The following is an 18,760-nucleotide window of genomic DNA, read 5'->3' as shown; positions in this document are numbered from 1 at the left end:
TATAAACAACAGGCTTTAGTTTTCGATGTTAACGAATAAGAAATGAGTCTTAAGTTATTATTCCGCTTCAGGGCGCATATGCGGGAACAAGATAACATCTTTGATTGTTGGTGAATCAGTGAACAACATCACTAAACGGTCAATACCAATGCCTTCACCTGCCGTTGGTGGTAAACCATATTCTAGGGCTGTGATGTAATCAGCGTCATAGTGCATAGCTTCATCATCGCCAGCATCTTTTTCTGCTACTTGTTTTTGGAAACGTTCAGCTTGGTCTTCAGCATCGTTAAGCTCAGAGAAACCATTGGCTAATTCACGACCACCGACAAAAAATTCAAATCGGTCGGTAATAAATGAGTTTTCATCATTACGACGTGCTAATGGTGAAACTTCCCACGGGTATTCTGTGATAAACGTTGGTTGATCTAATAAATGCTCGGCAACTTCTTCGAATATTTCACAAATGTATTTACCTGGGCCCCAAACTTTAGAAGCACTACTTTCTTTAACACCTACAGCTTTAGCCATGGCTTTAATTGCGTCAAAGTTATTTTCAGGGTCACGTAATACGGCTTCATCAAGGTGTGCTGCAGCGCGATGTTCTTTGCCGTATTGTAAAATAGCATCAACCATAGATAAACGTACAAACGGCTTACCAAGGTCATAGAATTTCTCTTCTACTACTTCGCCATCAGCATTTTTAACGGTATTACGAATAGTGGTAGTACCTAGTACATCTTGAGCAATGGTACGTAACATTTCTTCGGTTAAATTCATCATGTCATTAAAATCAGCATACGCTTGATAAAATTCAATCATAGTGAATTCTGGGTTATGACGAGTTGAAATACCTTCGTTACGGAAACTACGGTTAATTTCAAAAACACGGTCAAAACCACCAACCACTAAACGTTTTAAGTTAAGCTCTGGCGCAATACGTAGGTACATATCAAGATCAAAAGTATTATGATGCGTCATAAATGGCTTAGCCGTTGCGCCGCCCGGTATGATTTGCAACATAGGTGTTTCAACTTCCATAAAATCACGCTGCGTTAAGAAGTTGCGAATTCCAGCAACTATTTTTGAGCGCATTTTAAAAGTATTACGGGTCTCTTCATTGATAATTAAATCAACGTAACGCTGACGGTACTTAGTTTCTTGATCAGATAAGCCGTGGAATTTTTCTGGTAATGGGCGTAATGACTTAGTTAATAGTGAGTACTCATCCATGTTCACGTAAAGATCACCTTTACCTGATTTATGTAAGATACCTTTAATACCAATTATGTCACCGATATCTAATGAACCCCATTTAGCTCTTATTTCTTTTTGCACGGTTTTTTCAGCATAACCTTGAATACGACCTGACGAGTCTTGTATCACTAAAAATGGTCCACGTTTTGCCATAACACGACCGGCAATAGCATAAGTAACCTGTAGCTCTTCAAGTTCTTCTTTGGTTTTTTCACCATGTTCAGCTTGGATGTCAGCGGCTAAGTGTTCACGATTAAAATCGTTAGGAAAACCATTAGCGGAACAATTAGAGCGAATCTTTTCAAGCTTTACACGGCGCTCAGCAATCAGTTTATTTTCGTCTTGTGCTACGGGTGTATTATTGGCTTTATCTGTCATGTTAGTTTCTCAAAGTTATCTTTAATTTTTCAATGTGTGATTCACACCTTGTTGAGGTAACTATGTCTTTCCTCTATTACCTTTAGTGAATCCATAATGTGTTCATGGATTCCCGACAAGACACTTCGGGAATGACGTAAACACGCTAAAGTGCTTACCTCAATGTTGGTTAATCTATGATTACTGCTACAAACCAGACTTTAAACTGGCTTCTAAAAATTTATCTAAGTCACCGTATTACTACAGTTTGAATACGGCTTGCTTGGTTTATGCTGCTTCTATTTTCAACACCCGCATGCCGATTCTACAAACCAGATTTTAAACTGGCTTCTAAAAACTTATCTAAGTCACCGTCTAAAACGGCTTGGGTATTTCTATTTTCAACACCCGTTCGTAAATCTTTAATACGGCTATCATCTAATACATAAGAGCGAATTTGACTGCCCCAACCAATATCTGATTTACCATCTTCTAATGCTTGTTTGCCTTCATTTTTCTTTTGCATTTCTATTTCATACAATTTGGCTTTAAGCAGCTTCATCGCTGTCGCGCGATTCTTATGCTGAGATCTGTCTGCCTGACATTGCACCACAGCTCCACTAGGAATATGGGTGATACGAATTGCTGAGTCGGTTTTATTAACATGTTGCCCACCAGCACCTGATGCACGGTAAGTATCAATGCGTAAATCTGCCGGATTGATATCAATCTCAATGTTGTCATCAATTTCAGGATAAATAAACGCTGAAGCAAATGAGGTATGGCGGCGACCTGATGAATCAAACGGCGATTTACGTACTAAGCGATGTACACCTGTTTCAGTGCGTAACCAACCGTATGCATATTCACCGGTATATTTTATCGTACAGCCTTTAATGCCGGCAACATCGCCATCGGTGACTTCAATAGCTTCGGTTTTATAACCGTGTGCTTCACCCCAGCGTAAGTACATACGCATCAACATTTCAGCCCAATCTTGCGCTTCAGTGCCGCCTGAGCCAGATTGAATATCTAAATAGCAATTATTGGCGTCTTGCTCGCCCGAAAACATCCGGCGAAATTCTAATTTTTCTAAGACAGCATCAAGGGCAGCAGCTTCTACTTCTGCATCGTCGAAGGTTTCTTGATCTTCTTCTTCAACCGCTAGCTCAACTAAATCTGCGATTTCTTCACAACCAGTTTCAAGCTCGACAATCGTATTGACCACTTCTTCAAGGGCACTACGCTCTTTACCTAAGGCTTGAGCACGCTCTGGCTCATTCCAAACTTCTGGCTGCTCTAACTCTCGAGAAACTTCAACTAAACGTTCTGCTTTAACGTCGTAGTCAAAGGTACCCCCGAAGCGAATTAGCACGTGCACGGATTTCTTTTAATTTACTTAATATTGGATTTGTTTCGAACATAAATCTTCAAGCATTAATTTAATTAACAGTCTTTTAGCTACCTTAACGGGCAAAAGACAAATAGTCGCGCATTGTAACGTAAATAAGGGGGTAAATATACGCCTAACAACTCGCCTTTATACTTTTTAAAGTTACTTTTATTCTTACCTATATACCTAGCTTTATTACTATTTTTTATAACGACTTTTCTAAATAAGTAATCATAACGAATTAGTCATATAAGATTATTGCGGTTTGGTTTTTTTTCTTTGTTTAATACTAAGAATATCGCCGATGCTAATCCCGCTGAAGCAAAGACCATACACATCACCATAATTTGATAGCGCGCTGCGATAAATGGCGAGACGCCAGCAAGTATTTGCCCTGTCATCATGCCCGGCAGAGAAACAATGCCAACGGCAAACAAGGCGTTAATATTAGGTATCATCGACGCTTTAAAAGCAATGTTACGGGCATTTATAAAACTTTCACCGCGATTAAGTTCGGCAAAAAACGCTCTCCACATAAACTGACGCTATTCATGCCATTGGCGAATACCATACCAGCGAGTGGCACTAGCGTTTTCGCTTGATGCCAGGGCTCTAGATTCAAGACACCTTGGGTGATGACGACTAAAACCACCAAGCTACTGATGAAAATAGCTAAAAAAGCACTGTTAAAAAGAGATTTTCGCGGCGACTCAATATTATTTAACGCGATCCAACTTGAAAACAGTACCATCACCAGCAGTAATGAACCTATAACCCAGGCATTATCACTGGCAAAAATATAGCTTAAAACATAACCTACTAACAATAACTGCACTAACATGCGCACTAAGGCATGCAAGGTTCGCTTTTGTGGTAATGACCAGCAAGCTAAAAGAATTAGTACCAAAGCCACGGGAATAAAAGCGATGGCAAGTTTAGTCAGTGGGATAGTAGCCAGTGCTTGCTCCATTTAAAATCCTTAGTTTTTATTGGTGCTATTTTTAATGCTGGTTTCTCTAGGTAGCCAGAGCCTGTGTTAGACAGTACGAATATCAGCAATCATCAGTTGTACGGTACGCTTGCCACGAAATTCATTAACATCGAGACGGTAAGCAAGATGAACCTGTTTAACTTGTGTATTAGGCCAAGCTTTAACATCAACATTAAAGGCAATGCCGTCAAAAACCTGCTTGCCTTGAGCACTGTCTTTTTCTACCACTATCTTCAGGTGCTTTTCACCGACAATTCTCTGCTGTATTAGGGTGAAGGTGTCATCAAATAACGGCTCGGGAAAACTTTGTCCCCAAGGACCCGCTTCACGTAATTGCTCGGCAAATTCAAGAGTCAGCATGTTTGCACTTAATTCACCATCGGAAAGGATGATGCTTTCTAAGTCTTCCGGTTTTAACCATTTTTCAGCCAATTCATCAAACTTCTGCTGAAATAGCGTAAAGTTTTTTTCTTTAATTGATAAACCTGCTGCCATGGCATGACCACCGAACTTAATAATTAAGTCTGGGTTTTGGCTATCAATGTGTTCAAGTAAATCACGAATATGTAAACCCGGAATTGAACGTGCTGAGCCTTTAATTTCGGCGTGTTCAGAATCATTATCTTCGACTTTCGCTTTAGCAAAGACAATACATGGACGATGAAACTTTTCTTTTAAACGTCCGGCAACAATACCAATAACCCCTTGATGCCAATCAGCTTGAAAGAGTGAAATTGCACTGGGTAAGTGCTCTTCATCAAAATTAAGTGATGTAAGTACACGCTCCGCCTCTTGTTGCATACCCTGCTCTATTTCTCGGCGGGTTTTATTTAAATCATCGAGTTCAGCCGCCATTACGCGGGCACTCGATAAGTCATTGGCAAGTAAACAATTGATTCCATAAGACATATCATCTAAGCGGCCAGCAGCGTTAATACGTGGACCAAGAGCAAAACCAAAGTCACTGGCAACCAGCCTTTGCTGGTTTTTATTGGCGATTTCAATCAAGGCTTGGATACCCGGCCGTGTTTGTCCGGCGCGAATACGCTTTAAACCTTGAGCCACGAGAATACGATTATTTGCATCAAGTGATACCACATCCGCTACTGTGCCAAGGGCAACTAAATCTAATAACTGGGCAATATTGGGCTCAGCAATACCTTGTTCAGTAAAGAAGTTGTGCTCTCGGCAATATTTTCTTAACGCCAGCATCAAGTAAAATGCCACGCCAACACCGGCAAGGGCTTTACTGGGGAAATTACAACCGACTTGATTGGGATTAACAATGGCATCAGCATTGGGTAATGAATGCCCTGGTAAATGATGATCAGTAACGATAACTTGCATGCCAAGATCTTTAGCGCGTTTAACGCCGGCAATACAGCTAATACCATTATCAACAGTAATTAACATTTGTGCTTGTTGCTGGGCAGCAAGATCAACAATCTCAGGAGTTAAGCCATAGCCGTATTCAAATCGATTAGGCACAATAAAGTCATGGTGATTACTACCAAACAGATTAAGCGCTGTCATCATTAAGGCGGTACTTGTGGCGCCATCAGCGTCGAAATCACCAACAATTATAATGCGTGTTTTATTTAATAACGCTTGATGTAATAATTGACATGCTTTGTCCATGCCCATAAGCGCAGTATCAGCCGACATGCCTTGTAAACGAGCAACATTAAGCTCAAGCTCTTGCGCTGATTGCATGCCTCGGCTAGCATAAATTTGTTTTATCGTTTCGGGTAAAGTATCTGGCAAATGAGCAGTTGATACTTGTGCTCGGCGAATGATTTTTTTAATCATCTTTATTCGGTCTCAGTTAGGATATTTACGGCTTGCGGACAGAGTTATTTTTAACATAAAAAAAGTACTTACAGATAATCAGCAAGTACTTTTATAAGGTAAGCCATAACAACTATTTAGCAGAGTAATAAAAACTTAAGTCTTTTTCAATAACTCTTCTAATTGTGCAGGTGGTTGGTAACCAGGGATCATCATACCATTGGATAAGATAATTGCTGGCGTACCGTTAACTCCTATTTGGCGACCAAAATCAAACTGTGCTTCTATTGGTGCGTCACAAATTCGATAAGGGATACCACTACCGGCTTTAGCTTTGGTTAATGCTTTTGCAGTATCGTCACTACACCATACTGAGCGTAAATCTTTAAAACCTTGACTCAAATTACCCATTCTGTCTTTAATACCTGAGCGTGGATAAGCTAGGTAGCGAAAGGTTATGCCACGGTCATTATAATCTGCCATTTGTTCATGCATTTTGCGACAATAGCCACAAGTGATATCGGTAAACACTGTTACCACATACTTTTCATTTTCTGCTTTATAAACAATCATGTCATCTTTAAAGTTTTCTATACCTTCAAGACGAATTTTCGCTAAGCTTTCTTCAGCTAAATCGGTCACTGTACTGCCTAAACTATAGACCTTACCTTGAATGAAAAAATCACCATTATAACTGGCGTAAAACAAACCTTGATTAGTGACGAGCAAAGCAATACCAGGTACCGGTGTCGCTTCAACTTTAATAACGGTTAAACCTAAAGAACTATTGATTTTTGCTTTTAACGCTTCAACATCAAGCACACTTGGGTCACTAGCTGTTTTAGCTAATGTCGCAGGCACATTAGCCTGCCCTTCAGCATGGGCGCCTTGGGTAAATAAAGCTAAGCTAAACGTAGCCAGTGCTACGCTAAAAAAGAACGTTTTATACATATTGATTCCTAACAGTTTCCTAATAAATAGGTAACAAATGGCTAATAAACTTTTAATTAATGTTTAATGGATTTTTAATTAACTAACAGCAATAACGCTATAAAAAATAAGCTAAACATAACGGCTCATTTGAATAGACCTAATTTTATCCAAGGAAATTACAGCCATGAGACATTATTTGCAACTTAAAATCGCGACTATAGTGAATTAACTTGTAAACAAAGATAAATGTTTTTGCTAAAATCCCTGTGAAATTGCTCTGTGATCCTGAACTTGTCTCTTGAAGTAGAGCGGATATATATATCAACATTGGAAATAGCAAAATGAAAATTGGTTTGTTTTATGGCTCAACCACTTGTTACACAGAGATAGTTGCCGAAAAAATCCAGGCAATAATCGGTGCCGATCTGGTTGATATATTTAATATCAAAGAGCAACCTTTGGCACTGTGCCTTGATTATGACTTTATAATTTTAGGTATATCCACTTGGGATTACGGTGAGCTGCAAGAGGATTGGGAATCAATTTGGAGTGATATTAACCAATTAGATCTTTCAGATAAGATTATTGGCTTATATGGTATGGGCGACCAAGTTGGTTACAGCGAATGGTTTCAAGATGCACTTGGCATGTTACACGAGCAAGTACTGGCACAAGGCGCTAAACCAGTTGGCTATTGGCCGATTCAAGGTTATGAGTTTGCAGCCTCAAAGGCATTAACAGCTGATGGCGAGCTATTTGTAGGGTTGTCGTTAGATGAAGATAGCCAATATAGCTTAACGGATGATCGTTTAGATACTTGGTGTGAGCAGATATTAGTCGAGTACAGTAGCTTACTTTAATTAGCCCCAGCCACTCAATAATAGTTTCCACAGCGACGCTACTCTATTGATTACTTAGCCCTTGCGATAAATAGTTACAGCAAGGGCTAAAACCACTATAATTGCCGCCATATTAACCTTTTTAACCCTTAGTGAATTATCCCCTATGTTTGAGCAATTCGATCTAGACTCAGAATTATTAGCCAGTATCAATAAACTTGGTTACACCAAGCCTACCTCAATTCAAGATCTAGTGATCCCTGAAGCGATGGCCGGCAAGGATATACTAGCATCAGCCCCAACTGGTACGGGTAAAACCGCCGCCTTTTTATTACCTATTGCTCAACATTTATTAGACTATCCGCGTACTCAACCTGGCTTTCCTCGGGTGTTAATTTTAACGCCAACTCGAGAGTTAGCGATACAAATTGGCGAAGATAGTAAGCAACTTACTGAGCTAACTAAAATCAAAACGGGTGTTATAACAGGTGGTGTTAACTATGGCAGTCATACTGATATTCTTACATCGACAACCGATATATTAGTGGCAACGCCAGGTCGATTATTAGAATATATTGAAAATGAGCAGTTTGATGCCCGCGAAATTGAAATATTAGTGCTAGATGAAGCCGATCGCATGCTCGACATTGGTTTTAGTGACACCATCAACCGCATTGTTGCTGAAGCCCGCTGGCGCAAACAAACCATGTTATTTTCAGCAACCTTAGAAGGTGCTGGTGTACTAGGTTTTGCCAAAGAAGTACTGGACGATCCTATATTTTTAGAATCAAACCCTTCACGCAAAGAGAAAGCGGTAATTCATCAATGGCTTCACTTAGCTGATGATTCTAATCACAAGTTAAATATGTTGATCAATATATTGAAGCAAGAAGGCGTCGAACGTACTGTCGTTTTTGCTAATAAACGTGAAACTGTACAAACTCTTTCGGGTAAACTTTACGCTGAAGAATTACCTTGTGTTTGGCTAGAAGGAAAAATGCCGCAAGATAAACGTAACAAGGCCATTGAACGCTTCAAAAATGGTGATGTGAAAGTATTAGTAGCTACCGATGTTGCTGCCCGCGGTTTAGATATTGATGACATCAGCCATGTCATCAATTTTGATATGCCACGCAAAGTAGATATTTATATTCACCGTATTGGCCGCACAGGTCGTGCTGGTAATAAAGGTACTGCCATTTCCTTAATTGAAGCACATGATATGGCTGTTATTGGTAAAATAGAGCGCTATACCAAAGAACGTCTGCCACGTCGTGTTATTCAAGAGTTACGACCACAGCACAAAGAATCTCGTGTGGTTAATAAGAAGGTAAAACTTAAGCTTACTAACTCGCAGAAAAAAGCCAAAGCTAAGAAACACGTAAAGAGAAAAGCTAAGCAAGCAAAAAAAGCAGCGAAGTAACCCCTTGCTAAATTCTAGCCCTCGCTAAGTGTTACATTGATATAACGCCAAAGATGGTGGCGTTTATCATGGTTGGGGCTTTACGGTAGCAATGTGTAGCTACTAGTAAAAGCATCACCAATAAAAAGACCGTAATGCTTTAAGCAATACGGTCTTTTTTTATCTAAAATTCAAACTGAATAAACTAACCAAATAAATCGCCAAGTTTATTTTTCAACTTATCTTTTAACTTATCTTTGGCTTTATCTTCTAGCTTTTTCTGCTGCTGTTTAACAATATCTGAATTCTTTAAGTCTGCCAGCGCTTTATCGGTATCCGTTAATAAGGCCTCAAGATCAAGCAGCTCTGCCGCTTGACTATCACCTAACTTCAAGGCATTAGCTAATTTCTCATTTAAGCCTTTATTCACTTTGTCCTTAAAGTCATTAAGTTTTCCGGCAACCTGCTGTTTAAATGCACCCGTTAAAGCGTCATTTAATGACGAGGCAATAGTAAAGTTTGGCTTACTTAGCTCACCACGGACACCGACATCAATAGTTAAACTATCTAATGACATAACGGTATCGAGTAATAATTGAGTGATTGTAGACTTAGCCTGACCTTGATAACTTGCCTGCTTTAGCGAGATATGATTAGTTGCGACAACTTCGCTATTGATTAAGTCAAAGCTGCCCTTACCGCTAAGCTGTGCTTTCTCAAGGGATAAGGTTAGCGCTTTGCTTTTGGTCAATTCAGTATTTGATAACTTTCTATCATTTACCAACCATTCTCCGTTAGCCTTAAAATCACCTGATTTTGACTGCATGAAGTTACTACTAAGGCTAAGTTCACCATTAGCGCTTGAGTTAATATTCATTAGACTGGCTTTACCCCTAATCCAATGTTGATGTGTTAACTCACTACCACTAACCGTTACTTCTCCCTCAGCAAGCTGAATAGAAAAAAGTGCCTTTTTGATTAATACTGATGGTAATGGTGACTCTTCTTTAAAGCTGATAAAGCGCCCTTTTGCATGGTTCTGTGCCGCTTCAGTAGTTTCTTCACCATTAGTATTATCAAGAAAAGGTGACACTTTATCATAGGCCCATTGAGCCTTTTGCACATATTCACGCGCTTGCTCGCCAAAGAGGATATGAGCAAAGTCTTCGGTATCGATACTTTCAAGTTGATACGTTTTTTCAATTTGTTGCCAATCTTTACTTGGTGCATCTTTTAGTTCACTAACTTGCTGAGCTAAAAGGCTCTTGCTGGCTAATATTTGTCGTTTAGCTTTTTTAACCAGTGCTTGATCCGCTTTAAACTCGGCTTTGATTTTATCGAATTTAGCTTTGATTTTTTCTATATCCGCTAATGAATTCACTTTCATCTTGCCTAAAGATTTGACTTTATCTTGGTAAGATTTCAGCTTCGCTTTATTAGGCAGTTGCGCCTGCAATGCTTTTAATTTCACTTGTTCAGCTTTATAACTATCTTGTAGTTGTTTGCTGGCGTTAACCGTTAATAAGTTACTGTCATTAAGTAAGGTTTTAACATCCGGTAGTTTCATATCAACTTCCGGTAGCATGGCTTTGGTTTGCTCAGCTAAGCTTATTTCAGTTGCTTCTCCATCCGATTGCTCGTTGAGGTAAACTTTACCCGCTTGTGTACGAATGCTAGAAAATTCTAATTTACTTACTTCAAGTTCATCAATAATGATCTTACCAAATAAGTATTGCCAAACATCGATACCGGCAGTGGCACGCTCAAAACTGAATAAGTTCTGCGTAGGGGCTTCTTTGTCGGTTACTTGAAAACCTAGAACGCTTAACTGCAATGGCGAGTATGAAAGCTGAACCTCTGCAACATTTACTTCTGCGCCAAAAGCACTTTCAGCTGAACTGACTATCGCTTTTTTTACTAAGCTTGCGGCAAATAAATAGATAAATACTGCTACTAAAGCACTTAATACAATAAAGGCAATCATACCTTGCCAACGAATAAAACGAGCCATTACAGGCCTCCTTTAGTTAGGCTAGAGTCACCAGAAAAACTACTATATAAGCTATAAAACTTAGAGGCTTTTAGTGCTTTAACAATTCTAAACTTCTCAAAAAATGTCATTATATGTACGCGGTATTTCTCAATCATAAACTTGCTGATAAAATATATTGGCGCAGATAACACCACACCTAAAACAAACGCACCCAAGGTATATGTATGATGCCAATGGGCGAGTTTAAATATGCTGAGTTGGTAGAGCGCGGTAAAAAAGTCAGCAAGAGCAGGTTGTGTTAGTAATGACTCACCCACCTGAACAATAACAGGAGAGAGTAAGTAACTCAGCCCGGAGAAGAAACCAACCGCAAGAATGAAGCTACCTAAATGCACCCTAATGAGTAAGACAAAAAAGATTATCACGATATTATGCAAAGTAAATAGTGGTGATAAACCCACTATAAAACCTAACGCTATTGCTAAGGCTATTTGCCTAATGGAACTATCACTGTTTAAGGCATGAAAAAGCTTTGCTAGTAAAGTTAACATGTCACCTCCTGTTAAAATGTTTATTTTATAAATTTGGCGAGTAAAGTTAACAACTTCAACTCTCCTGCAAAATGTTTAAATATATAGTCTAATGAATATTGTCGCCAATCACTCAAAGGTAATAGCTAGAGGTCTTTACGGGTAAAAACCCAGTCGTTACCTTGAGATAAACTGTCATTGTATTGATAACCCGCCAAATCGAAATCTTTGATTTGCTCAACGGAGGTTAATTTATTTTGAATAATATAACGCGCCATAAAACCACGAGCTTTTTTGGCATAAAAACTAATAATTTTATATTGACCATTTTTCCAATCTTTAAACAAAGGTGTGATTATGGTGGCATTCAAAGACTTTTTCTTTACTGATTTAAAGTATTCGGTTGACGCTAGGTTAATAAGCACCTCATCACCTTGCTCACTCAAGGCTTTATTAAGTTCACCGGTAATAATATCACCCCAGAATTGATATAAATTAGCACCGCGACTATTAGCAAGTTTACAGCCCATTTCCAAGCGATAAGCTTGCATTAAATCAAGGGGTTTTAACAAACCGTATAAGCCAGACAATATTCTAAAATGCTGTTGAGCAAAATCAAAATCTTCTTCACTAAAGCTAGCAGCGTCAAGTCCGGTATAAACATCACCATTAAAACTTAAGATGGCTTGCCTAGCATTATCCGTAGTAAAGGGGGTTGACCACTCACCAAAACGTGCGGCATTTAAGCCGGCAAGCTTATCACTCAGCTTCATTAAACTAGCGATATCACTCGGAGCAAGCTTGATACAATCGTCGATCAATAACTGGCTTTGCTCAAGTAAACTAGGTTGACTAAATTTATCTGTCGCTAACGGAGATTCAAAATCTAATTTTTTTGCAGGTGAAACAACAAGTAACATATTTTTTTGCCAATTTTAGTGAGACCTTAATAAGACGTAATATATCATAAGCGTTGAGTGAGTTAACAGCGTTTAATCTAGGGCAAGATAAGCCTAATCAATCACCTTTGGCGTAAGTTAAAAACAAAATCACAACAACTTGGTGAAAATAGCGCAATAAAGGGTGCTTTTTTATTTTTTTGTTGTAATATTTCTCCAGCTACATTCATTATCTAATTTTGAAATGTTCAGCAATCAATTTTTCAAGGATAAAAATAAGGTAACGTCATGACAAACTCTTCTTCACAGCTTGCGCAATTAAAACAAATGACCACAGTTGTGGCTGACACAGGTGACATTGAGGCGATCGCAAAGTTCCAACCTCAAGATGCAACAACAAACCCATCGCTTTTATTAAAAGCTGCTTCATTACCTAATTACCAAGGGTTAGTAAAAGATGCTGTTGTTTGGGCTATTACACAATCTGACAATGCTGAGCAGCAAGTTATTGATGCTGCAGATAAGCTTTCAGTATTAATTGGTCTGGAAATTCTAAAAACAGTACCTGGTCGTATATCTACTGAAGTAGATGCTAGATTATCGTTTGATACCACAGCATCAATTACTAAAGCACATAAGCTAATTGCCATGTATAACGAAGCAGGCATTAGCAACGATAGAATTTTAATTAAACTTGCCTCAACTTGGGAAGGCATTAAAGCCGCTGAGCAACTAGAAAAAGAAGGAATTAACTGTAACCTTACTTTACTATTCAGCTTTGCCCAAGCACGCGCTTGTGCTGAAGCCGGTGTATTTTTAATATCACCTTTTGTTGGTCGCATCCTAGATTGGCACAAAAAAGATACTGGTCGTACTGACTATGCTAGCAATGAAGACCCTGGTGTTGTTTCTGTTACCAGTATTTATAATTATTATAAAGAACAAGGTTACAATACCGTAGTAATGGGTGCTAGCTTTAGAAATATTGGCGAAATTCTTGAATTAGCAGGTTGTGACCGTTTAACTATCAGCCCAGCATTAATGGATGAATTAGCTAATAGTACCGAGACTGTTATACAAAAACTTACTGCCAGTGAAGCTTCTGCAGAGAAAGAGCCGGTATTAAGCCAAGCAAAATATCGTTGGTTGATGAATGAAGATGCCATGGCAACAGAGAAACTAGCGGAAGGTATTCGCAACTTTACCATTGATCAAGTTAAGCTTGAACAGCAATTAGCCGCTATGCTCTAGTATACGCCAGTCGTTTTTTATTCAAAAAACGACCATTTAAAACGCATAATTCGTAAGGAATATGCGTTTTTTCGTTTTAATCCTTAAAGATATGTGATAAAAAGTAAGGGCAATTGTTTTTCGATGTGATGGTAAAAATAAGGGGCGCTTAATGGATAAGATAAACCAAGTTTTCAACTCAACAAATCAAGTAGCAAAAAAACGTGTGGCATCAACAACTAAAAGAAAATGGCGAGAAATAGAATCCATTCGAGATAAATTTCAGCTAGAAAAAGATATGCGCATGTATGAGGACTCATTGGAATATATGTTAGAAGAGTTCTAATGAGTAAATAAGCTAAAAACAATCTCAGATAATCATAAAAGCCCAGTATGCTGGGCTTTTTTATGTCTGTTGTTTATTCCTTTAAATTTATTCCCTTAACTTTATTTCTTTAAGCTAACATCTTTAAATTAACACCTTAAAAATACTAAGCAGTTGACAAAATTTAAACACCCGTTTAAATTTCATCCTAGTCTCTTTTACTTGTTAATTTCACCAATGCCAAAACATATCATTAATTTCGCCCACGCTAACGGATTTCCAGCAGGTAGCTATCAAACCTTTTTTAGCTACCTGCCTGAAAATATGCAGGTCATCGCCTTAGATAAATATGGTCACAGTAAACAAAAACCGATTAACCATAACTGGCAAGCTCAAGTAGAAGAGTTAATAAGTTATGTAGAAAGCAATCAAGTGAATGGTAAGAAAGTCATCTGCCTAGGCCATTCATTTGGTGGCGTAATATCTTTTATTGCTTGCTGTCAAAGACCTGATTTATTTAACGGGCTGATCATGTTAGATCCCCCTGCCCTGAGTGGCGCTGGTGCTCTAGCGGCGAGACTGGTAAAGAAAACGAGATGGATAGATAAATTTAGCCCTGCCGGACGTGCTGAAAACCGTCGTGCTCAGTGGCCATTGGGCTCAGATATTGGCGCGCTCTTTTCTGGCAGAAAACTGTTTAAGGACTTTGATAGTCGTTGTTTAAACGATTATATTACTCATGGTATATGTGAGCGTAACAATCAATTAGAGCTGACTTTTGACGCGCAAGTTGAAGCAAATATCTTTCGAAATATCCCTTCAAACTTATCGAGTTATAAAAATAAATTAACTATACCTGCAACCTTGGTTTATGGCACTACTACCGATGTTTTCCCTCATCATATATTTAGTCGCTTTATCAAACTCAACAAACATATCAAGCTACAGACTACTCCTGGTGGCCATATGTTTCCATTAGAGAGCCCTGAACGAACAGCGAAGTTAATTACAAATATAATAAACAGCTTTCCTAAAGAGTAATCCTCCCCCTTCCTACATTAAACTACAGCCACAAAAAAACGCGACCTAGGTCGCGTTTTTCATATATTTAGTTCTGTTATGAATTAAGTATATTAATAATGATTAATACTGAAGCTAGAGGATAAAATAACAAGGCGTTTGCACGGAGCTGACGCTAGTCAGTGAGTACATGCAACGCAGTTATTTTACACACTAGCAAAGGTATTGATTATTATTGGCCTTTAATTTCGCTACGACCATTAAATATTGCTTTATCACCTAAGAACTCTTCAATACGTAACAATTGGTTGTACTTAGAAACACGATCAGAGCGACATAAAGAACCGGTTTTTATTTGACCAGCAGCAGTACCTACCGCTAAATCAGCAATAGTAGAGTCTTCAGTTTCACCTGAACGATGTGAAATAACCGCAGTATAACCCGCATCTTTTGCCATTTTAATCGCAGCTAAAGTCTCAGTTAATGAACCAATTTGGTTAAATTTAATTAAGATTGAGTTAGCAACGCCAGTATCAATACCACGCTTGAAGATTTTAGTATTGGTAACAAATAAATCATCACCAACAATTTGTACTTTATCGCCAAGTAAATCAGTTTGGTATTTAAAACCATCCCAATCAGACTCGTCTAAACCATCTTCAATTGATACGATTGGGTATTCTTTACAAAGTTCGCCTAAGAAATCAGAAAACTCGTTTGAAGTGAATTGCTTGCCTTCACCTTTAAGGTCATAAATACCTTTGTCTTTATCGTAAAATTCAGTAGCAGCACAATCCATCGCTAAAGTAACATCTTTACCTAAAACATAACCAGCAGCATCTACTGCTACCTTAATTACCGCTAAAGCATCAGCGTTAGAAGCTAAATCAGGAGCAAAACCACCTTCATCACCAACAGAGGTACTTAATCCCTTGTCTGATAGTACTTTTTTCAAGGCGTGAAATATTTCAGCGCCCATACGTAATGCTTCTGAAAAGTTTTTAGCGCCAACTGGCTGAACCATAAACTCTTGAATATCAACGTTATTATCAGCATGCTCACCGCCATTGATGATGTTCATCATAGGAAGAGGTAAGCTATAAACACCTGGAGTGCCATTTAAATCAGCGATATGTTCGAATAATTGTACACCTTTATCCATTGCCGCTGCTTTAGCGACCGCAAGAGATACGGCAAGAATAGCATTAGCGCCGAATTTTTCTTTGTTTTCAGTACCATCTAAATCAATCATGATTTTGTCGATATTGGCTTGCTCTACAGCACGTTGGCCAATAAGAGCAGGGGTAATATCATTTTTGATAGCAGCAACGGCTTTTAATACACCTTTGCCTAAATAACGAGACTTATCACCATCACGTAACTCTAATGCTTCACGTGAGCCAGTAGATGCGCCAGAAGGTGCTGCAGCACGACCCCAAGCACCTGATTCAAGATAGACATCGGCTTCAACGGTTGGGTTACCACGAGAATCCATGATTTCACGTGCTAAAATTTTGCTAATTTTTGACATTATCATTCCTGTTAAAATGTATGACGCTCAAGTAATACCAAGTGCTCAATAAATTAGTGCAATTGGTATAATGCTTTGAACGGTAAAGTTAATTTTTAATATTACTAAACTGAAAGCAAAAACCGCAGCGTTAGCTACGGTTTTGATAAAGAGGTTATACGTTTGTTTTTTGTTTTTGCAACTCAAAGGTGGTGGCAATAAAACTTTCAAACAACGGGTGTCCATCACGTGGAGTTGAATTAAACTCTGGATGAAATTGCCCGGCAATAAACCATGGGTGATCAGGCATTTCAATCACTTCCACTAAACTTTTATCCGCTGATAGCCCCGAGAACACTAAACCAGCTTTGCTTAATTGTTCGCGGTAGTTATTATTTACCTCAAAACGGTGACGGTGTCTCTCATTAATTGTTTCACTGCCATATACGTCACATGCCTTGGTACCTTTCATCAGGTGACACAATTGTGAACCTAAACGCATAGTACCGCCTAAATCTGATTGCTCATTGCGGTACTCTACTTGGCCATCTTCATCTAACCATTCACTGATCAAACCAATGACAGGATACTGTGTATCTTTATTAAATTCAGTACTGTGTGCATCCGTTAAACCAGCAACATTTCGCGCAAACTCAATTAAGGCAACCTGCATACCTAAACAAATACCTAAGTAAGGCACCTTATTTTCTCGGGCATATTGCGCTGCTAAGATTTTACCTTCAACACCACGTTCACCAAAACCGCCTGGTACAAGGATGCCATCAAGGTCAGCTAAAATACCAACACCTTTGACTTCAAGGTCTTGTGAGTCAATGTACTTTATATTTACCGTGACTTGGTTCTTAAGGCCAGCATGCTTTAATGCTTCGTTTACTGATTTATAAGCATCAGGTAATTCAATATATTTACCTACCATGCCTATAGTAACTTCACCTTGTGGATTTGCTTCATGGTAAAGTACTTCTTCCCATTCAGATAAATCTGCTTCTGGTACGTCTAGACCAAAACGCTTCACTACTATTTCGTCTGTGCCTTGCGCTTTTAATATCGCAGGGATTTTATAAATACTGTCAACATCACGTAGCGATACCACAGCTTTTTCTTCAACATTAGTGAATAAAGCTATTTTGGCGCGCTGTGCAGCGGGAATAGCGCGGTCTGAACGACACACTAAAATATCAGGTAAAATACCAATAGAGCGTAAGTCTTTTACTGAATGCTGTGTTGGTTTAGTTTTGATTTCGCCTGCAGCAGCTAAATATGGCACTAAAGTAAGGTGCATAAACATTGCACGTTCACGGCCTACTTCAAGCGCTAATTGACGAATAGCTTCTAAGAAAGGCTGTGACTCCATATCACCGACAGTACCGCCGACTTCAACCATGGCTATGTCGTAACCTTCTGCGCCTTCGATTACTCGACGTTTAATGTCGTTAGTAATATGCGGAACAACTTGGATAGTTGCGCCTAAAAATTCACCTTTACGTTCACGCGCTAAAATATCTTGATAGATACGGCCCGTAGTAAAGTTATTACGTTTAGTCATTTTGGTGCGAATAAATCGCTCATAATGGCCTAAATCAAGATCGGTTTCTGCGCCGTCTTCGGTAACAAAAACCTCACCATGCTGTATTGGGCTCATGGTACCTGGATCAACGTTAATATACGGATCAAGTTTTAACATGGTAACTTTTAAACCACGCGCTTCAAGAATTGCTGCAAGGGAAGCTGCCGCAATACCTTTACCAAGAGACGATACTACACCGCCAGTTACAAAAATATATCTAGTTGTCATGTTTACACCGATGTCAGAAAAAACAGAATTTTGTGCTTAATTAGCTAATATTAATAAACTTTATTTCAATTATATTTTAATAAATAACACGGTACACCAATATTTAATACAAGGTTAAATATAGTATTTGTGTAATTATCAAATTATTGAAATAGGAGTTTTGCTAAACAAGCAGGACGGGGAAGTATTATACGTAAAAGCGAATACCAATTCAATTAAGTTTTTACTTACTATGCGGTGATCAAAAGCGTTATTAGCAAGACATTGAAAGAAGGTATGGTTATTCTCTAATCAAAAAACATAACACCATAGACAAGTATTTTTAAACTCGTCTTTAGCTCCTGTCTGAAAACAATAACTGCATAAATTTATTTGGTTTAGAATAACTAGACCAACAAAAATTTTATTTATTCAACTCCCCCCCAACATAGCTCTGAGTTGGGAAGAGAATTATTTGACTTGGTATTTTCGAACAACAAT

16 protein-coding genes are annotated in these 18,760 nt (G+C 38.6%); 5 read left to right on the top strand and 11 right to left on the bottom strand.

Annotated features, from left to right (window positions below):
• Positions 1-57 precede the first annotated feature (57 nt).
• The 6 genes from lysS to dsbC all read right to left on the bottom strand — a co-directional run bounded on the left by lysS (position 58) and on the right by dsbC (position 6,734).
• The gene (gene lysS / locus HRT55_RS08110; RefSeq protein WP_291620268.1) at positions 58-1,632 is read right to left on the bottom strand and encodes a lysine--tRNA ligase; all 1,575 of its coding nucleotides are present in this window, start codon (positions 1,630-1,632) and stop codon (positions 58-60) included.
• Between the two features lie 304 nt (positions 1,633-1,936).
• Positions 1,937-3,035 (bottom strand): peptide chain release factor 2 gene (prfB, locus tag HRT55_RS08105; RefSeq protein ID WP_291620266.1). Its coding sequence is split into 2 segments (ribosomal slippage): positions 1,937-2,959 and positions 2,961-3,035, totalling 1,098 coding nucleotides; the frame shifts between segments, so codons are not numbered across the junction.
• Positions 3,036-3,249: 214 nt separating this feature from the next.
• Positions 3,250-3,540 (bottom strand): ABC transporter permease, encoded by a 291-nt coding sequence (locus tag HRT55_RS08100; protein WP_291620264.1) that lies wholly within the window; start codon positions 3,538-3,540, stop codon positions 3,250-3,252.
• Complete coding sequence (locus tag HRT55_RS08095; RefSeq protein ID WP_291620262.1) at positions 3,492-3,974, bottom strand: ABC transporter permease; 483 nt, start codon at positions 3,972-3,974, stop codon at positions 3,492-3,494. The genes HRT55_RS08100 and HRT55_RS08095 overlap by 49 nt, the downstream gene beginning before the upstream one ends.
• Before the next feature lie 66 nt (positions 3,975-4,040).
• Complete coding sequence (gene recJ, locus HRT55_RS08090; protein ID WP_291620260.1) at positions 4,041-5,804, bottom strand: single-stranded-DNA-specific exonuclease RecJ; 1,764 nt, start codon at positions 5,802-5,804, stop codon at positions 4,041-4,043.
• 135 nt (positions 5,805-5,939) lie between these two features.
• On the bottom strand, positions 5,940-6,734 hold the full coding sequence (gene dsbC / locus HRT55_RS08085; RefSeq protein ID WP_291620258.1) for a bifunctional protein-disulfide isomerase/oxidoreductase DsbC: 795 nt from the start codon (positions 6,732-6,734) through the stop codon (positions 5,940-5,942).
• A gap of 323 nt (positions 6,735-7,057) precedes the next feature.
• Here dsbC and fldB point away from each other — a divergent pair, with 323 nt between their 5' ends.
• Positions 7,058-7,576 carry a flavodoxin FldB gene (gene fldB, locus HRT55_RS08080; RefSeq protein WP_291620256.1) on the top strand — a complete coding sequence of 173 codons (519 nt, stop codon included), beginning with the start codon at positions 7,058-7,060 and terminating at the stop codon, positions 7,574-7,576.
• Positions 7,577-7,721: 145 nt separating this feature from the next.
• The gene (gene srmB, locus HRT55_RS08075; RefSeq protein ID WP_291620254.1) at positions 7,722-8,978 is read left to right on the top strand and encodes an ATP-dependent RNA helicase SrmB; all 1,257 of its coding nucleotides are present in this window, start codon (positions 7,722-7,724) and stop codon (positions 8,976-8,978) included.
• Positions 8,979-9,162: 184 nt separating this feature from the next.
• On the opposite strand, the gene HRT55_RS08070 is transcribed toward srmB, so the two are convergent.
• From HRT55_RS08070 to yaaA, 3 genes are all read right to left on the bottom strand, one after another.
• Positions 9,163-10,968, bottom strand: coding sequence for a TIGR03545 family protein (locus HRT55_RS08070; RefSeq protein WP_291620251.1), 1,806 nt, complete (start codon positions 10,966-10,968; stop codon positions 9,163-9,165).
• Complete coding sequence (locus tag HRT55_RS08065) at positions 10,968-11,501, bottom strand: DUF2062 domain-containing protein (RefSeq protein WP_291620249.1); 534 nt, start codon at positions 11,499-11,501, stop codon at positions 10,968-10,970. The genes HRT55_RS08070 and HRT55_RS08065 overlap by 1 nt, the downstream gene beginning before the upstream one ends.
• Before the next feature lie 125 nt (positions 11,502-11,626).
• Positions 11,627-12,400: a peroxide stress protein YaaA gene (yaaA, locus tag HRT55_RS08060; protein ID WP_291620247.1), complete on the bottom strand. Its 774-nt coding sequence runs from the start codon at positions 12,398-12,400 to the stop codon at positions 11,627-11,629.
• A 267-nt stretch (positions 12,401-12,667) separates the two neighbouring features.
• On the opposite strand from yaaA, the gene tal reads away from it, so the two are divergent.
• The 3 genes from tal (at position 12,668) to HRT55_RS08045 (ending at position 14,975) form a co-directional block, all read left to right on the top strand.
• Positions 12,668-13,630 (top strand): transaldolase, encoded by a 963-nt coding sequence (tal, locus tag HRT55_RS08055; RefSeq protein ID WP_291620245.1) that lies wholly within the window; start codon positions 12,668-12,670, stop codon positions 13,628-13,630.
• A gap of 151 nt (positions 13,631-13,781) precedes the next feature.
• Positions 13,782-13,955, top strand: coding sequence for a DUF3545 family protein (locus tag HRT55_RS08050; protein ID WP_291614366.1), 174 nt, complete (start codon positions 13,782-13,784; stop codon positions 13,953-13,955).
• Positions 13,956-14,171: 216 nt separating this feature from the next.
• A complete protein-coding gene (locus tag HRT55_RS08045) occupies positions 14,172-14,975 on the top strand; it encodes an alpha/beta hydrolase (protein ID WP_291620243.1) in 804 nt (267 codons plus the stop codon).
• A gap of 211 nt (positions 14,976-15,186) precedes the next feature.
• On the opposite strand, the gene eno is transcribed toward HRT55_RS08045, so the two are convergent.
• Positions 15,187-16,485 carry a phosphopyruvate hydratase gene (gene eno, locus HRT55_RS08040; RefSeq protein WP_291620242.1) on the bottom strand — a complete coding sequence of 433 codons (1,299 nt, stop codon included), beginning with the start codon at positions 16,483-16,485 and terminating at the stop codon, positions 15,187-15,189.
• A 154-nt stretch (positions 16,486-16,639) separates the two neighbouring features.
• Positions 16,640-18,280 carry a CTP synthase gene (locus tag HRT55_RS08035; protein ID WP_291620240.1) on the bottom strand — a complete coding sequence of 547 codons (1,641 nt, stop codon included), beginning with the start codon at positions 18,278-18,280 and terminating at the stop codon, positions 16,640-16,642.
• Positions 18,281-18,760: the final 480 nt, after the last annotated feature.

Source organism: Colwellia sp. (genome assembly GCF_013214175.1).
Taxonomy (GTDB): Bacteria; Pseudomonadota; Gammaproteobacteria; order Enterobacterales; family Alteromonadaceae; genus Colwellia.
This window is presented reverse-complemented; position numbering and strand designations above follow the sequence as displayed.

What these genes read in the sequence shown, in the direction of transcription:
- HRT55_RS08095 (WP_291620262.1), bottom strand. Translation starts at nt 3,974, where the DNA reads ATGGAGCAAGCACTGGCTACTATCCCACTGACTAAACTTGCCATCGCT.
- HRT55_RS08050 (WP_291614366.1), top strand. Translation starts at nt 13,782, where the DNA reads ATGGATAAGATAAACCAAGTTTTCAACTCAACAAATCAAGTAGCAAAA.
- HRT55_RS08045 (WP_291620243.1), top strand. Translation starts at nt 14,172, where the DNA reads ATGCCAAAACATATCATTAATTTCGCCCACGCTAACGGATTTCCAGCA.
- lysS (WP_291620268.1), bottom strand. Translation starts at nt 1,632, where the DNA reads ATGACAGATAAAGCCAATAATACACCCGTAGCACAAGACGAAAATAAA.
- HRT55_RS08065 (WP_291620249.1), bottom strand. Translation starts at nt 11,501, where the DNA reads ATGTTAACTTTACTAGCAAAGCTTTTTCATGCCTTAAACAGTGATAGT.
- dsbC (WP_291620258.1), bottom strand. Translation starts at nt 6,734, where the DNA reads ATGTATAAAACGTTCTTTTTTAGCGTAGCACTGGCTACGTTTAGCTTA.
- HRT55_RS08070 (WP_291620251.1), bottom strand. Translation starts at nt 10,968, where the DNA reads ATGGCTCGTTTTATTCGTTGGCAAGGTATGATTGCCTTTATTGTATTA.
- fldB (WP_291620256.1), top strand. Translation starts at nt 7,058, where the DNA reads ATGAAAATTGGTTTGTTTTATGGCTCAACCACTTGTTACACAGAGATA.
- eno (WP_291620242.1), bottom strand. Translation starts at nt 16,485, where the DNA reads ATGTCAAAAATTAGCAAAATTTTAGCACGTGAAATCATGGATTCTCGT.
- srmB (WP_291620254.1), top strand. Translation starts at nt 7,722, where the DNA reads ATGTTTGAGCAATTCGATCTAGACTCAGAATTATTAGCCAGTATCAAT.
- tal (WP_291620245.1), top strand. Translation starts at nt 12,668, where the DNA reads ATGACAAACTCTTCTTCACAGCTTGCGCAATTAAAACAAATGACCACA.
- HRT55_RS08035 (WP_291620240.1), bottom strand. Translation starts at nt 18,280, where the DNA reads ATGACAACTAGATATATTTTTGTAACTGGCGGTGTAGTATCGTCTCTT.
- HRT55_RS08100 (WP_291620264.1), bottom strand. Translation starts at nt 3,540, where the DNA reads ATGTGGAGAGCGTTTTTTGCCGAACTTAATCGCGGTGAAAGTTTTATA.
- yaaA (WP_291620247.1), bottom strand. Translation starts at nt 12,400, where the DNA reads ATGTTACTTGTTGTTTCACCTGCAAAAAAATTAGATTTTGAATCTCCG.
- recJ (WP_291620260.1), bottom strand. Translation starts at nt 5,804, where the DNA reads ATGATTAAAAAAATCATTCGCCGAGCACAAGTATCAACTGCTCATTTG.